7 protein-coding genes are annotated in these 16,818 nt (G+C 50.2%); 1 reads left to right on the forward strand and 6 read right to left on the reverse strand.

What is annotated here, in order from left to right:
* From B036_RS0123615 to B036_RS30785, 6 genes are all read right to left on the reverse strand, one after another.
* Window positions 1-211: transposase (locus tag B036_RS0123615; protein ID WP_020571219.1), on the reverse strand; the 211-nt coding region annotated here is incomplete at its 3' end.
* Between the two features lie 601 nt (window positions 212-812).
* Window positions 813-3,848: a leucine-rich repeat domain-containing protein gene (locus tag B036_RS0123620; RefSeq protein WP_020571220.1), complete on the reverse strand. Its 3,036-nt coding sequence runs from the start codon at window positions 3,846-3,848 to the stop codon at window positions 813-815.
* Window positions 3,845-4,972, reverse strand: coding sequence for an SIR2 family protein (locus B036_RS0123625; RefSeq protein WP_020571221.1), 1,128 nt, complete (start codon window positions 4,970-4,972; stop codon window positions 3,845-3,847). The genes B036_RS0123620 and B036_RS0123625 overlap by 4 nt, the downstream gene beginning before the upstream one ends.
* A gap of 690 nt (window positions 4,973-5,662) precedes the next feature.
* Window positions 5,663-6,925, reverse strand: coding sequence for a TolC family protein (locus B036_RS0123630; RefSeq protein WP_169435094.1), 1,263 nt, complete (start codon window positions 6,923-6,925; stop codon window positions 5,663-5,665).
* Between the two features lie 62 nt (window positions 6,926-6,987).
* Complete coding sequence (locus B036_RS0123635; RefSeq protein ID WP_020571223.1) at window positions 6,988-10,053, reverse strand: efflux RND transporter permease subunit; 3,066 nt, start codon at window positions 10,051-10,053, stop codon at window positions 6,988-6,990.
* A complete protein-coding gene (locus tag B036_RS30785) occupies window positions 10,053-11,102 on the reverse strand; it encodes an efflux RND transporter periplasmic adaptor subunit (protein WP_020571224.1) in 1,050 nt (349 codons plus the stop codon). Before B036_RS30785 ends, B036_RS0123635 begins: the two co-directional genes overlap by 1 nt.
* Before the next feature lie 675 nt (window positions 11,103-11,777).
* Between B036_RS30785 and B036_RS30790 the strand changes: the two genes are divergently transcribed.
* Window positions 11,778-16,818: reprolysin-like metallopeptidase (locus B036_RS30790; protein WP_157472358.1), on the forward strand; the 5,041-nt coding region annotated here is incomplete at its 3' end.

Genomic DNA, 16,818 nt, shown 5'->3' on the forward strand with positions numbered 1-16,818 from the left:
CGTACATCTTTTTGAGACGTGCGTTTTCCTGCTGAAGCTTTTTAAGCTCGCGTTGAGTATCGTCTTCGTCAGTAGCTTTCTCCTTTTTCCAATTGTAAAGCGTAGCTGTACTGATCTGATACTCTCGACACAGGTCGTCGATTTTTGCCCCGGCATCCCATTTGGCCAGGACCTCAAGTTTCTGAGACTTTGTGAATTTACTTTTCCGCATGTTGGCGCGATTTAGAGGGTGAGTAAGATAAGGTTATCTTTCTACTAAATCGTGGTGGCGTCTAATGGGAAGCGTACAGTAGATGGAGCATAGGCCTCCAGCCCGACTGGTTTCCTGCTAAGTCGGGCCTGGACACCAGCTAGGGTAAGGATTAATGGTGAACGACGACTTCGATACGACTTTCCTTTTGTAGGTCAGGCAACTCGTAGACGATCGCCATCGCATCGTCTACGAGTTGCCTGCGGCAGGCCAGGTGAAGACGGATAAGGACAGACTGATGCGGATAAGTTGCGACCCGTTAGCATAAACCGATCGGTTGGGGCAAGCCCTGCTCGTACCAGCGCCTAATTTGTTGGCTGCGTTCGCTTCGCGAACGCGGGATGATGCCAGATAAACCTGTAGGGGGTGGGGCTTGTCCCCACCCCACTGGTGCGTAGTTAGCGGTAAAACAATGGTGGCACGGTTGTCGCTTAGCGGCTTAGTTAAGTGATTGCCCACCTGCCCGGTTTTGATTGCCTTCTGCAATCGTTGAAGGTAATCGCAACCTGATGAATAATATGGAATTATTGGAGGGGAAGTTAAATGCTACTGTAGGCTTTCGTTAGTATGAAATTTTACAGTTTGGCAAGGCTTTAACCAGCTCTTGTAGCTTTTCCTTTGGAATGGGTGTATTTATTAAGCTAAGTGTTTGGAGGTTGGTCAAATTCGATAAACCATCTACATTCGTCAGGCTGCCGTTTTCACTTAGGTCAAGCTCTTGGAGATTGGTCAAATTGGCTAAAACATCTACGTTCGTTAAACTCGAGTTAGAACTAAGGTAAAGCGTTTTAAGATTGGTCAACTTCGCTAAACCATCCACGTTTATTAAACTCAAATTATTACTGAGGTCAAGCGTTTTCAAGGCCGTTAAATCTTCTAAAATATCGACGTTCGTTAAACTCAAATTATAACTAAGGTAAAGCGTTTTAAGATTAGTCAACTTAGCTAAACCATCTACGTTTATTAAACTCGAATTATTTCTGAGGCTAAGCGTTTGCAAGGCCGTTAAATTTTCTAAAATATCGACGTCCATTAAACTCGAACTATTACTGAGGTCAAGCATCTTTAGGGCCGTTAAATTTTCTAAAACCCCGACGTTCGTTAAACTCGAATTATAACTAAGGTAAAGCGTTTTCAATTTGCTCAACTTGGCTAAAGAATCGATGTTCGTTAGACTAGAATTAAAATGTAGGTCAAGCGTTTGTAGTGCCGTCAAATTAGCTAATGCATCTACGTTCGCTAAACTCGAATTGTTACTGAGGTCAAGCGTATGTAGGGATGTTAGATTGGCTAATGCATTGATGTTCGTTAAATTCGAATTATAATGTAGATCAAGTGTTTGCAGGTCCGTTAAATTTGCTAACTCCTCTATGTCTGTTAAACCTAACCCATACGCGTATAATATTTTGAGATTAGGATAATTTCGTAGCATTCGAGACAAAACGCCTAATCTTGTATTACTAATATCCAAAGCCTGAACATCTTTTTTTCTTACACTGCTGAACTCAGTTGCTAATAAAAATTCGCGACCTGTAGTATCTATGAAATAATATTTTTCCCCACGTTTCACTTTTGCAAAACCAAAAAAGTCATCAAATGGATGTGCTTCATTATATTTGAATTCAATTTTAGTTTCCAGTTTTTTATTAATAAAACCAAATTTTATGCCAGACCTAGACTCCTCCGTAGCCACCCCAAACTCCCCCTCATAAAAATAAATTTTATCTAACACCGCCTCTGCTAAGTCCGCCTGCTCCTGAGCTTCCTTTTCTTTTAAGCCTGCTTCTTTGCTAAAATAAAAAGCTACTCCCACCGCCAGCACCGCCGCTGCCAAAAGCCCCATCAAAATGCCATTCAATCGTCGAACCTTCCGCTCTCCCTCCACCGCCATTACCCGAGCATGCTCTTCAGCAACCCGCAACCGTTCCGCTTCTGCTTCTCGCTCCAAATGTAATCGTTCCGTTTCAGCCTCCTCCACCTTCCGAGCCTCCCGGGCCTTCAAAATAGGATCAACCAAACTATCATGACTGACCTCATAATTATACCCACCCCGCTGTAAATTAGGCTCAGCCCGCAGCAAGTGTCCGTCAACCAGAATGCGTAACGTCTCTGGACGAACTCCAAAAATATAAATACGTTCGCTAAACAACATCAACCGACGCCGCTCGAAAATCATTTCATCCTCTACTAAATTTCGGGCTAATAACCGCTGGTCGGGGTCCTCTATTTTTGTCAAAATATCTCGGTAAAATTCGCCAGTAATCATTTTCCTTATCTGCTCCTCAGCAACCCGCTCTCGTTCCACCTCAGCCTCCCGTTCCAACCGCAGCCGTTCAGTCTCCGCTTCATCCACCTCCCGCTCCCCCCGCGCCTCCAAAATAGGATCCACCAAACTATCATGGCTGACTTCGTAGTTGTACCCACCCTTCAAATCAGGCTCAGCACGAAGCAAGTGGCCGTCTACAAGGATGCGTAGTGTATCCGGGCTCACGCCATAGTCGTAGATCTGCCCGCTGAACAGGCTGAGGCGGCGGCGCGCCTGCGCATAGATCAGTTCATTCTCCACCAGCTTCCGGGCAATGAGCCGCTGGTCAGGGTCTTCGATCTCCGCCAGCTTGTCCTGGTAAAACTGGGCGGTGATCATCTTCAGGTCACCCATCAGTGCAGGAGTGACGGTACGCTCTTTCTTGCCCGCGAGGCGGCGATCCAGCGCATCGCAGATCACCTGCAGTTGGGTACTTTCGATACCACCTTCACCTTTGGAAAGGTAGGTGATGATCGCATCCCGGACGGCAGGTTCGTAACTGAAGGGGGCCGTTGAAAACGCTCCTTTATGTGCAGCTGGGGCTTCGATGGCCCGGATGGCTTCGTCCCGGTCCAGGTGCTTGAGTTCAAACCAGTTTTTACTGATCGTTGGCAGGTAGTCGGCCAGGCTACCCAGCAGGTGCATGCGGTCTTCCCGGATGGCGGTGACTACGTGTACGCGAAGTCCGCGGAGGAGGTGTTGCTTCTCCCGGTCGGTGAAGGGGGCATCATCGCCTTCGTAGAGGCCCAGCATGTCCCAATAACGTTGCGGTAATCGGGTATGCAGCACTTCGGCCAGCTCGCGGCGAAAAGCTAGTTGCTGTGCTGGGGTATAGGTAAACAGTTCCTCAAATTGGTCGAAAACGAGGAGAATGGTTGGTGGTTCTTCGTCTTCCTTTAGTGTGGTCAGCTGAGTCAGTTGTAATTCTTTCAGGCTCCGCCAGATGCTATTGTCTACTGGGAGTATCTCTTTCAGGAAAGCTGGGGCGGGGACTGCATCAACTTTCTCCAGGTTAAGCCGGACTGTTTCTGCTGGCGATATAGCGCCCTCAGAATCTGCCGCGCCTAAACGGATTTCCACCGGTAGAAAACCGCCTTCTTTTCGTAGTATAGGGAGTATGCCTGCTTTGAGCAGGGAACTCTTACCAACACCGGACCTCGCGTGTAGCACCACAAGGTTCTCCTGCCCGATGAGCCGATACAAGGCCTTCGCAGAGGCCTCCCGGCCAAAGAAGATGTTTGCCTGGGCCTCGGTGAAGGGCTGTGGGCCCGGATATCTGCTCAGCTTGCTCATAGGCGGATACCGAGTTGTGGAGCTTCCGCTTCCAGGCGATCAATGAGCTGCAGCAGGGCGTGAGAAATTTGGTTGTTTTCCAGGGTCTTGTCTTCCTGACTAATAATCCCTCCAATTTCCTTGTCTTCGAGCGTTCGTAAGCGCCCCCGAAGTTGGATGATCTGTAACATCAGGTCCTTACCCGCTGCTTTTGCCTGTTTTATCGTTTGTTGCATCAGGTCCAAACAGGGTGCAATTTCAACCCTGCCCACCTTCTCCCGGAGCTGATCGGTGATCTTCTCCCCTACCCCTTGCGAGCTTTCGGGATCACGTAATAAACCCCGGTCAGCGCAGCGCTTCGCCAGCTCGCCAAGAAAACCAGAGATGTCGTCGTTGATCAGACGGATGCCATACTGTTCCTGCCAACTTTCTTTGATGTCGTCGGCGACTTTTGGCATGGTTGCATACTTGCTCTTGCGGCTTTCGTGCTGCTTCAGCACGCGGAGAAAGAGGTGCATACGCCAGTCGTCGGGCGGCATGCCCAGGAAAAGGAAGCAGTCGGCCGATAAGATGTTTTCCTTCAGCAATGTCGACATACTGTTGCCCCGGAAGGTGCTTTGCATGTAGTCGAAAAAGTCATCGTAAGTGAGCACCAACGAATTGCGTTGCTCGAGGTCGCCGACCATGTTGTAGATCAAGGGCTCGGACTTGGTGGGCAACTGACCGTTGCGGTCAGGTTCATTGCGGATGTAAGCCTCAAAGCGATAGTGCAGGTTTTGGTCGGTAAATGCCTGGGCCAGGTGGCGGTCTGGCGTTAAGGACAAATAGAGGTGGGCGTTGATGCGGGCCAGTTGTTCCAGGGACGTGCGAGCAGTCTCAGCCTCTCCGGCGTAGAACTGCGTCACCGCTTCGTAGGCCACCCAGTCGTCGCCATTGTTGCGCAAATGGTACCAGCCGTTTTCCCTTACCCGTACGCCGAGCTCCAGGGCGTGTTCCCGCATAAAATTCCCAAGGCGTGTGCTCTGGCTGCGACCATCACTGGAGGCGGAGTAAAATTCCGGGCCGATGCAGATGACGCATTTATCCTGTTCAATGCCGCGCAACAGCGCGTTCCATTGCAGCTCTGAAAGGAATTCATTGGTCATTATGGGGGTGGGTTCTATCCGCCACAATCTAAGATATAATTGTTAAAGTATTGGTGCTTGGCCAGGAGCGGGTTTTGGCGGGGCCGCAGGTGCAAGGAAAGGGTAAAAGGAGCAAAGTCGGGCCACCTACAGTCCCGAAGGGACCCCTCGCGAATAGTTGGCAGAAGCACGGCTAACTATGAAGTTCTGACTTAGCCCCTCCACCTTGCTCCTCCAACCTCCCTTGCACCCGCGACCGCGCCTTATTTGGAACTAAAAATATGTCCCAAATTGCGCCTCTCCCCCGGCCCCTTTCGCTGCGCGGCTTCTACGTAGACGTTTACTCCGTCTACTCCGAGGTCCCCGGAAGAGGGGTGACCCAAGCATTAATAGTTTTAGGTAAAATGAGGGAAGGAATAAAGCTTCAATCTAAAGTAAATACTACTATTAAAGCTACTTGATTAGGTACAGCAAGGCGGTAGTAGTTTCCCTCTCCCTGGAATTGGATAGGCTAAAAATCGTTAATTCTTGCCAAAAAACATTGTCGAAGGGTCATCCCTCTCCGGGGGAGAGGCGACTTAGGGCCCGCTAAATTTCAAATTCAAATTCGGAAAGGCCTAATACAGGCCAGTTCTTTGCAAATGATGAGTTCTCCCTCCCTACCTTATCCACTTCACTATTCAGGTGAGGACACCCTCAACCATCCACGCATCAAAGCCAGGACTGCCCGCTCAACTCCATCAGCCCGATATAAGCTAAGGTCTGCTGGTACTCCGCCTGGGCGAGACGGCGCTCGATCTCCAGTCGTTGCAGCCGGACCTGCCGGAGTTCGAACTGATTGATGTAGCCGTTACGATAGAGTTCATCTGCCAATGCGAAGTTTTCTTCCGAAAGCGCAAGGTTTTCCTGCTCTAACCGAGCCTGGGCAACGTAGTACTCGTACTGTTGGTAATTCAGGTATAATTCGTTCTTAGTAGAAAGAGAAGCCTGATCGTAGCCTAGCTTTGCTACCGTTGCGCTGAATTTGGCTATTTCAATGCTGCGGTCTACCCGGTTACCATCAAAAATATTGAAGCTGGCGTTTACACCAATGAACGGACCATAAGACCGGTTGCTGAGCAAAAAGCCGGAATTGGAACGCAGATAGCCGAAGTTAACACCTGAAGTCAGGCCAATTTGTGGCCGGCGTTCCGTTTCCGCAAGCGCAATATCCCGCTCGGCGATAGCAACTTCCTTAGCCGCGAGCCTGATGCCAGGGTTACTGCTGAGGGCAAGTTCGGTCCATTCCTCGTACGGCAGGACTTCTCCCAACGGCAGGAAGGCCGTATCCACCGAAAAAGGAGTGGCGGAGCTCCGGTTTAAGTCCCGGTTCAGGCCGCCGGCGATGATGTCGTACTGCAGCAAAGCCAACTGCCGGGAATTGGTAAGTTCATTAAAGTCGGTCTTAGCTTGCAGGACGTCCAAACGGGTAGCGGAGCCAATCTTCAGCTTCGCCTCCGTCAGTTCCAATAGGTCTTTAAGATACGTCAGGTCCTCTTCGATAATGTCTACCAGCCGCTCCTGCAGGACCAACTCCTGATATGCGCGGGATACAGAAGCTACTAGTTCCTGTGCCTCTTGCCGCCGGGCCAGGGTGGTCAATTCGTATTCGTCCAGCAACCGGTCACGGCGCAGGTACATTCCTTTTCCGTCATAAATTGTCCAATCGGCGCGCACGCCGGCGTTGAACCGCAGGTCGGTTCCACCGACAATCTTGTTCTCCCGTCCGTCGAGGAAGGTCTGGGTAGCGTTGTCGAGGGTAAACACCCCACTGCCTTGCGCAGTAACTGAGGGTAGCATACCGGCTGCCCCGGGCCCTGTATTCACTTTGGCAGCAGCTATGCGCGCATCAGCAGTAAGTAGCCCCAGGTTCTCCCTCATGCTGATTTTTACGGCATCTTCCAGGCTCAGATACTGAGCCTTTAGTGCCGGCATGAATAGGGAAACGATTGCCGCTACCTGAAAAAATTTGCGCGTTAAACGTCTGAGGTTCGGTATCATAACGTTTGGGTTTCTGCCGCTTTTTTGCGGGAAATCAGTAAATACATGGAGGGGATGAGGTAGAGGGTCAGTAACAGAGAGAAAAGCAACCCGCCGATGATCGCCACACCCATGGGAATCCTGGAAGTGGAAGCGGAGCCCAGGGCCAGGGCAATGGGCAGGGTACCCAGTACGGTGGCCAGTGAAGTCATTAATATCGGACGTAACCGTGAAGCGGAAGCGACGAGGATAGCCTCTCTTTTAGAACCTGCGGTGGCTAACTGCTGATTGGCAAATTCCACAATCAGGATGCCGTTTTTGGTCACAATGCCGATCAGAACAATGATGCCGATCTGGGAAAAGATGTTCAACGTATGTCCGTAAAGATGAAGGCTGAGTAATGCTCCAAGAATAGCTAACGGTACCGTAACCATAATTATAATGGGGTCTACGTAAGATTCAAACTGGGCAGCAAGCGTAAGGAATACGAGGATCAGGGCAAGTCCAAAGGCGAAGAGCAGGCCGCTGGAGCTTTCTTCCAGTTCTTTAGAGCTTCCGGAAAGCGAGGTAGTGAACGACTCGTCCAGCAGCTCGTCGGCGATCTTGTCCATTTCAGCAATGCCCATACCGATGGTGTATCCGTCGTTCAAGCCCGCGTTGATCGTTGCGGAAACGTAGCGGTTGTAGCGGAAGAGTTGAGGTGGAGAAGAAGTCTCTTCCAGGTTAACCACTTCTGAAAGCTTTACCAGGCGGCCGTTATCGGCCCTGACGTTAGACATCGTAAGATCCAGCGGCTCGTCCCGGTAAGTTCTTCCTGCTTCACCAATTACTTCGTATTGCTTTCCATCACGAATGAAGTACCCGTAGCGTTGCCCTGCAAAAAAGAGTTGCAGGGTACTGGCTACATCCCGGACGGATACGCCCAGCGTTCTCGCTTTTTCCCGGTTGATGGTAACCGTCAACTCTGGTTTCGTGAATTTGAGGTTTATGTCAACTACACTAAAGGCAGGGTTCTCCTCGGCACTTTTGATAAATCCGGGGATAACTTCTTTCAGTTTATCCAGGGTGGGCGCTTGCAGGACGTACTGTACCGGAAGGCCGCCCAGCGACCTGGAGACTTCGATGGTCTGTGGCTGAATCGCGAAAGCGCGGGCAAAGTTTTTCCCGGTAAGTAGCGGCGCAATGCTACTGGCAATTTCCTGTTGGGATCGATCCCGTTCTCCAGGTCTGGTCAGGTTGGTGAAAACAAAGCCAGAATTTACGGAAGTAGAAGAACCAAAGCCCGGGGAAGTAACCGAAATGTAGGCCTGCACCTCCGGTATGGTATCCAGAATGGCCAGCAGCTCCAGCATATACTCATCCATCAACTCATAGCTTGTCCCTTCCGGTGCCGTAGCGAATACCCGGAAGGCCCCCTTGTCTTCCATCGGTGCCAGTTCGCTGGGGATGGTCTGAGCCACGAAGTAAATTCCGACGAAGGCGGCCAGAATAACCAAGGGAGAAATCCACTTCACCCGCAGGTACCCCGCCAGGCTCGAACGGTACAACCTCGTCATTCCCACAAAGAATCGTTCGGTAACCCGGTAAAAAGCATTGTGCTTCTCTCGTTTCTTCAACATCCGTGACGATAGCATTGGGGTTAGGGTCAGGGAAACAAAAGTGGAAATAACGATGGCTCCACCGACAACGAAGCCAAATTCCCGGAAAAGCCGGCCCGATAAGCCAGAGAGGAAGATGACCGGCATAAAAACGGCGATCAGGGTAACGGAAGTAGCGATGATGGCAAAGAAAATCTCCTGGGCACCCTGGTGGGCAGCTTTCATCGGATCCATCCCTTCTTCGATCTTCTGATAAATATTCTCGAGCATTACGATGGCATCATCCACCACCAGGCCAGTAGATAATACGACCCCAAGCAAAGTCAGGATGTTAATGGAGTAGTCCATTACGTACAAGACAAAAAAGGCACCGAGCAGGGAGATCGGCATCACGATAACGGGGATAATCGTTGTCCGCCAATCACGCAGAAAAGCGAAAATGACCAGCACGACGAGCCCAAAGGCAATGAAGATGGTGTTCTGAACTTCTTCAATTGCCGCCCTGATGGGCTCGGTATTATCGAAAGCGTAACCGACCTTAATATCATCAGGCAGCTCTTTTTCAATTCGCTTTACTCTTTCATAAATGTCGTCAGCAATTTCAATGTAGTTGGCTCCCGGTTGGGGCGTTATGGCTACACCCACCATGGGGATGATGCCTTTTCCGCGCAGCAGGGTTCTTTTGTTCAGGGCTTCGATTCTTGCTTCTCCAACGTCTTTCAGGCGAATAATTCTACCCTCTTTCTCCGTAATAATGAGATCGTTAAACTGCTCCGCCGTTTCAAGCCGGCCGAAAGTCCTGATGGTTAGTTCCTGGCGGTAGCCTTCAATCTTACCCGTCGGTAGTTCCACATTCTCCCGGCTGAGCGCGTCGCGAATGTCCGTGGGAGCAATCTGGAGCGCGGCCATTTTACCGGGGTCAAGGTTCAGCCGCATTGAGAACACTTTTGAGCCCCAAATGCGGATATTGGCAATGCCTTTGACGGTTTGCAGCCGTTCCTTGAACAGTTTATCGGCCATATCGGTAAGGTCCAGCAAGGAGCGGTTGTTGGACTGTATCGTCAGCGCCATTATGGTGGTGGCGTCGGCGTCGGCCTTGTTGACAATTGGGGGTTCCACATCGGGCGGCAGGGAACGGATGGACCGGGAGACACGGTCTCTGACGTCGTTGGCGGCGGCCTCCAGGTCTACATCCAGCTCAAACTCAACGGTAACCGTTGAGCGGCCATCGGAGCTCACCGAGGATATGGTACGAATTCCCGAGATACCGTTAATGCTTTCTTCCAGGGGCTCCGTGATCTGGGACTCCATTACGTCAGCGTTAGCACCGGGGTAATTGGCGACCACAGAGATGATCGGCGGATCTACGGAAGGATATTCCCTTACCCCCAGGTAAGTGAATCCAATAAAGCCGAAGATGATGATGACAATCGACAGAACGGAAGAAAGGACCGGCCGTTCAATATTTAGTGAGGAGAGATTCATTACCGCGCTTCTTTTAGTTTGGCCTGAACCTTCATGCCGTCCGTTGCTCCCAGAATGCCGGTCACCAAAACGGAATCCCGTTCGCTGATGCCGCCAAGAATCTGCACCGAACTAGGGGTACGCATCCCGACTTCTACCGGCCGGGATTTAACGACACCGTTTTCTACTACCAGCACTTTCTGTCCTTCCAAAACAGGGATGATGGCTTCTGCGGGTATGAGTAAAGAACCTCCTTCGCTTTCAAGGTCATAATGAACCTCCGCATATCCCCCGGGAAGGAAAAGACTTTTCTTGTTTTCCAGCCGACAGCGCATTCGTAACGACCGGTTGTTCTCATCCAACGTAGAAGAGACCAGATAAACCGTTGCGCGGAAGGTGTCCTTGCTGGCTGGAATTGTAAAGGAAACATTAGTGCCGGTGGTCACACTGCCCGCCAGCTTCTCCGGAACAAAGAATTCCAGTTTGATGGGGTCCAGTCGGTGTAACTCGGCCATGCCCGTTCCCGGAGAAACATAAGCACCTTCGCTCATCATTTTAATCCCTATCCTTCCGGAGAAAGGTGCATAAATATTCGTTTTGGCAATCTGTGCCTCCATCACCGAGATATCGGCTTCGATTATTTTGACTGTGTTCCTTAATCTGTCGACCTCTTCCGTTCTGATGGCTTGCAGTTCGCCCAGCTTTTCGGCGCGGGCCAATTCTCTTTTTGCATACTCCAACTCCACCGCAAGTTTTTGCTTTTGGGCCTGTAGTTCTGCATCATTGAGTTTGGCAAGCAAAGCTCCTTTGCGTTTGTAGGCTCCTTCTGTAAAGTATAGGTGCTTGAGGTATCCAGCCGTTTCGGATGAAATCTGTACCTGATCTTCTGCGATAAAAGTACCCGTAGCATTTGATTGCTGACGAAGGTTAGACTTTTCCGGCAAGATCACTTCTGCCACCAGGGTGGTCGGACCTTTTTTAGCGGCCTCAGGAGTCGTCTTCTCCTCTTCGCCACAAGAGACCAGCAGCAGGCTTCCAATGCAAACCAGCAGTAAGTGAATTATTCTCATCGTCATTATTCAGCCTTTTTTAAAACCAGCGCTCACCTGTTTGAAGAAAAGTGGCCCGTCAAGCGCGCAAAACTATCCAATTTTTAGGTTTCGAATACTTATTCGAATAAAAAACGAAGATGCGTCGGCAGTAGTGGATCTTTTCAACACGCAAACTGACGGTAGTTGTAAGAACGGTCGTCAGTCATAGTAGGAGGAAACCAAGATAACGGCTTTTGTTCGGTGGTTTGGTGATAATAAAAGTTTGTTCCAATTGTACGATGATAATTTTGGCATAAGGCTTCCGGGCGCAGCGCCTCTTAATTGGATAATCGATGGTGACGGACCAGTAATTCTGACTACCTTATTCGTTGTGGAATTAATGCCCCTTATAAAGGTCTTACCTACTCTGCCCTGCTTCTCAACTTTCCTGGCACCTGCGGCCGCGCCATAAAAGCAATAACCGAACTGACCACCAAAGCAAACAGTCATAAAAAAGCGTAAACATTGTATAAAGATCAGATTGTCTAGCTTTTAGTACCCCCTATTATTGGCAAATCCAATAAATAAGGCACCTTGTACCCCTCTTTGTACCCCTTCCTTGTATATGGATATAGCCAGGTAAGTATCACCTTGTGACTTCATAATCTAAGAATTGTTTTTCAGCACACACGTAATCTCTAAAATAGATTGACCTTGAAATTTTTACCCGCATTATTTGCGACCCTACTACTATGTGGAGGGTTGCATGCCCAATCTAATTTCTTTACTCCAGAGAATGGCAAAAATTTGCCTAACCCTGTCGAGACCATAAAGAACATCAATAAGTTAAGTATTCACCGTCTCGATGAGGCCGGGTTGCGAACTTACCTGGCTGATGCTCCGATAGAATTCGGGAGTAACAAACAGCCATTAACGCTTGACATTCCTCTACCAGATGGCCGGGTGGAGACGTTCGGTTTGATGGAGTCAGCTATCCTTTCTCCTGAGGTTGCCGCGCTGCACCCGGAGATCAAGTCTTACACTGGTAACGGATTAACCCACAAGAAAGCCGTCGTACGAATTACCCTGACTTCCGCTGGGTTTCATGCCGTTATCCTTGATTATGATGGTGATGAAGTTTACTTCGACCACTATACTGTTGAAGATAAGGACGTCTATTATAATTACTTTACCAGAGATGCCTTAACTCCCACTGATTTTAGTGGAGGACGCTGTGGAACTGAAGTGGACGAAGAGGACCTTCAAAACTTAGACTTTTCTCCACAGGAGAAGAATAACACCGGAGGTACTTTACGTACTTTTCGACTCACTATGTCCGCCAATAAGGAATTCACCGCCCAGCAAGGCGGCGGAAGTCAGGCAGAGTCATTTGCCAAGATTGTTGAGTATGTTGCAACACTCAACCTTGTATTCCGTAAAGAGTTGAGCGTTCATTTCAACCTGGTAAGTGGTACGAACCTTATATATACCAATGCGACACCGGGGCCTTACTCGAACGATTTGGGCCAGATGCTTGATGAGAACCAGACGAATGTTGATGCCGTAATCGGTAACGAAAATTACGATATTGGCTTTGTGATGGGATACTCCGGGCCAAACTCCGGAGGTGGACTAGCCGCCTTTGGCGTAGTGTGTAATAATAACAGTAAAGCAAAAGGAGCCGGAAACGAAGGCGGAGGGCCTTATGCCCAGGTCTTCTTTGACCAATTAGTGCTACATGAGGTTGGCCATCAGTTTGCCATGAACCACAGTTATAATAGCGTGGTTCCCGTTTGTACAACGCGCAACCCTTCCACCTCCGTAGAACCAGGTGCCGGTGCAACCATTATGAGTTACGGTTTTACCTGTGGGACTGATGATTACTTCACCTCAACAACCATGGGGCCGTTTCTGAACTACCACACTGCGAACTACTCCCAGGCAGATGCCCTTATAAATAGCATTAGCTGCCAGGTGTCCACCACTACTGGTAACAATCCTCCGGTGGTTACAATGCCCAGCGACATAACCATTCCAAAATCCACACCCTTTACCCTTACTGGTAGCGCAAATGCGCCGGAATCGGGCGATTCCTACACTTACAGTTGGGAAGGTATTGACATTGGTACTTCAACTCCTACGACCAGTACGCTGGACGACACGTCACAGCCTCCCTTCTTCCGGTCTTATGAGCCAAGCGCATCGGGAGCAACACGCACCTTCCCGATTCTATCCGCCATTCTTGATGGCTCGAATCAGGCTAAGGGCGATAAACTCCCTTCTGTGACCTTTGCCGCCAATCTTCGGTTGACGGTCCGCGACAACAATGCTGCCGGAGGTGGCCTTTCCTACGGCGGTATGATCGTCAATGTGGACGGTAGCATCGGTCCGTTTCTGGAGACTACCAACCTTGCTGCAACCTATGATGCAGGCACAACTCAAACCATTACCTGGTCGGTAAATGGTACGGATACCGCCACTCCCAACATTAACATTCTGCTTTCTATCGATGGAGGTATGACTTTCCCGATCACCCTTGCTGCCGGAACTGATAATGATGGAATGCAGGATATAGTGCTTCCAAACATTCAAACCAGCACGGCCAGAATAAAAATTGAAGCGGTCGGTAATATCTTTTTTGACATCTCCAACGCAAATTTCAGCATTTCTATTCCGGGGTGTACAGCTGCCAATAGTACTTTCTGCCCCACCAACGCCGTAACGTTCGACCAGGGCGCTGCAGGACTGAACCTGTCGCTACAAAACTCATTTGGGACTGCTGTTTCAGCACATGACTTCAATATCATCGAAGCAAGTCCTACGAGTCAGTTGGCGAACGGAGATACTCAGGGCAGTACCACCTGCCAAACGGCATGGGGCGTGGAAAACTATGAAGTATTTGATTTTACCGTTACCGCGGCAGGGACTTACTCCTTTGCCGCTTCCGGTGCGGCATTTTCGACTTCTTTTGCCGTGTTTCTGGCCGATGGGTATAATCCTGCTACTCCTTGTGCTGGCACCTTTCTGGGTTCCAACACTTCCGGAGCCATCTCTTATCTTTCATCCAGAGATATATCACTGGCCGAATGTACAAATTACAAATTGGTGGCATGGACCATTAATTCAAATTTCGGCGTAAAGAACGTAACCTTTTCGGGCCCCGGCTCCGTGCTTCCGATTGTTACCGCTCCTGCTGATGCGGGCTACACCTACGTAGCCGTAAATAACGCTAACAACCTGATTGCAGCGCAAAGTGCCACCGCTAACTTTACATCCTTAATGGCAGGGAGCTACACAGTATACGGCGCTTCTTATAAGAGCGGAGGCGCTATGTCTCCTGCGAATTCCGATCCAACCACTTGGATCGGCCAAACGATAGCCGCCGTTCAAGCTTCTGATTGTGCGGTCTTTAGCTCCAACACCAAATCGGTAACGGTTAATCCGGTTGCCTGTATGGCACCAATGGTGACCATGCCGACCATTACTCAGCCTACTTGTGCTACCCCAACGGGTACCATCGTAGTAAACGCTAACGGAGCAGGTACACTTGAGTATAGTATTGATAACGGTGCTTCCTGGCAACTATCTAATACCTTTAGTGGCCTTACTGCCGGCAATTACAACATCATTGTTCGCCTCCAGGCGACGCCTGGTTGTATGACACCTTTTGCTTCTAACCCGGTCGTATTAACTGCCGCAACGGGATGCTGTACAGCACCTACGTTTACTGACCCAACAGTTACGCAGCCTACTTGTGCTACGCCAACGGGAACGATCGTAGTTAATGCTTCCGGTACTGGTACCCTTGAGTACAGCTCAGACAATGGTGCTACCTGGCAAGCCTCCAACACATTCAGTGGATTGGCCGCCGGAAGCTACAACCTCTCGGTACGTCTACTGTCTGACCCTACCTGTTCAGCTGCTTATGCTTCCAACCCGGTCGTATTAACTGCCGCAATGGGTTGTTGTACGCCGCCTACCATTACTGACCCAACAGTTACGCAGCCTACTTGTGCTTCACCAACGGGCACCATAGTAGTCAACGCCACGGGTGGTAGTACACTGGAATACAGCGTAGACAACGGTGCAAGCTGGCAAGCGTCCAATACCTTCAGTGGATTAGCCGCCGGCAGCTATAATATCTCGGTGCGTCTACAGTCTGACCCTACCTGTTCAGCTGCTTATGCTTCCAACCCGGTCGTATTAACTGCCGCAATGGATTGTTGTACGCCTCCTGCTATTACGGATCCAACGATTACTCAACCTACCTGTCAAATACCAACTGGTACCATCGTGGTTAATGCCACCGGAACCGGTACGCTGGAATACAGCGTAGACAACGGTACATCCTGGCAGGCATCTAATACCTTTAGTGGTCTTATTGCTGGTGTTTACAACATCGATGTACGTCTGGAAGCAGATCCTACTTGTTTGACCGCTTATGCTTCTAACCCCGTCAGTCTGAACGCGCCAACAGGTTGTGGCGACCAGGCTCCGGTTGCCGTTTGCCAGATAGTCACCGTTAATGCAGATGCTAACTGTATGGCTGAAGCCATGGCCTCCGATTTTGACGGAGGCTCCACTGACCCCGATATGGATATGTTGACCTTTAGCGTTGATCCCGTAGGGCCTTATGGCATTGGAACCACGAATGTTGTCCTTACGGTAAGTGACGGTCAACTAAGTAGTAGTTGTGCCACTCATATTACCGTAAATGACGCAACCGCGCCAGTGGTCTCCTGCACCGAATTCTCGCAAACCTTCTCCGGTGAAGACCAATGTGCTGACTTTATCGGGCAGAATAGCCCCAATGGCATGTTCAACCCAATTGGTAACCTGACCATGTTCAGTGCTGCCGCAGGTGGAGATCGTATCATCACTGCCGACCTTTCGGGCTGTGTGACCGATAACTGCCTTAGCGAGGGCCTACAAGCTGCCTTCGTCGATTCCTACGAAGAAAACCGCGTTGCTGGTTGTTCCGTAGACATCATCAATGTGGTGGTCATCAGAGATGCTGCTGGTAATGAAGCGGCTGATTCCATCTTCTTCCGCCACACCATTATGTATGTTGGCCCCGCGCCTGAAATCACCTGCCCACTTGACTCCCTGATCGATTGTGGTGTCTTCCCCGCGGTCCTTACCGACGAAATCACGGCTACTTCCGGATGTGGTACCCCAACGATTTCCGTTGCGGAAAACCCGGTCATTACCGGAGAACCTAATACGCCAGGTACAACCTATACCTACACGGTTACGGCTACCGACGGTTGTGGCCAAATATCTACCTGCGACCGGGTATTTATCGTACAGGACACTACCGCCCCCATCATTGTCTGTGAAGCGATTACCGTAGCCATCGGTGCCGACGGTACCGCCATGATCGAAAACGGCGACGCCGTTGTTAGCATCACCGATGATTGTGAAGGAACCGTTTCTGGCCCCTTCACCATGGGTGGCCCTACTGCCCGCACCTTCGATTGCTCTTTCGTTGGCACCACCGTCCAGCGGACGGTCGTTGCGACCGACATGAGCGGTAACCGTGGCGAGTGTACTTACGACGTTACGATAGTCGATGAAATTCCCCCAACCCTCGAATGCCCCGCAGAACTGACCGTCTACCTTGACGAAAACGGCGCCGACACCCTGCGCAACAACGAGTGGGACTTTACGGAACTGGACAACTGTGATATGAGCCTGCAGGGCCCACTGGTTGTCGGTGGCCCAACCCAGCGTCAGTTTGACTGTAGCCAAATTG

This window comes from Neolewinella persica DSM 23188 (assembly GCF_000373105.1).
In the GTDB taxonomy this organism is placed as follows: Bacteria; Bacteroidota; Bacteroidia; order Chitinophagales; family Saprospiraceae; genus Neolewinella; species Neolewinella persica.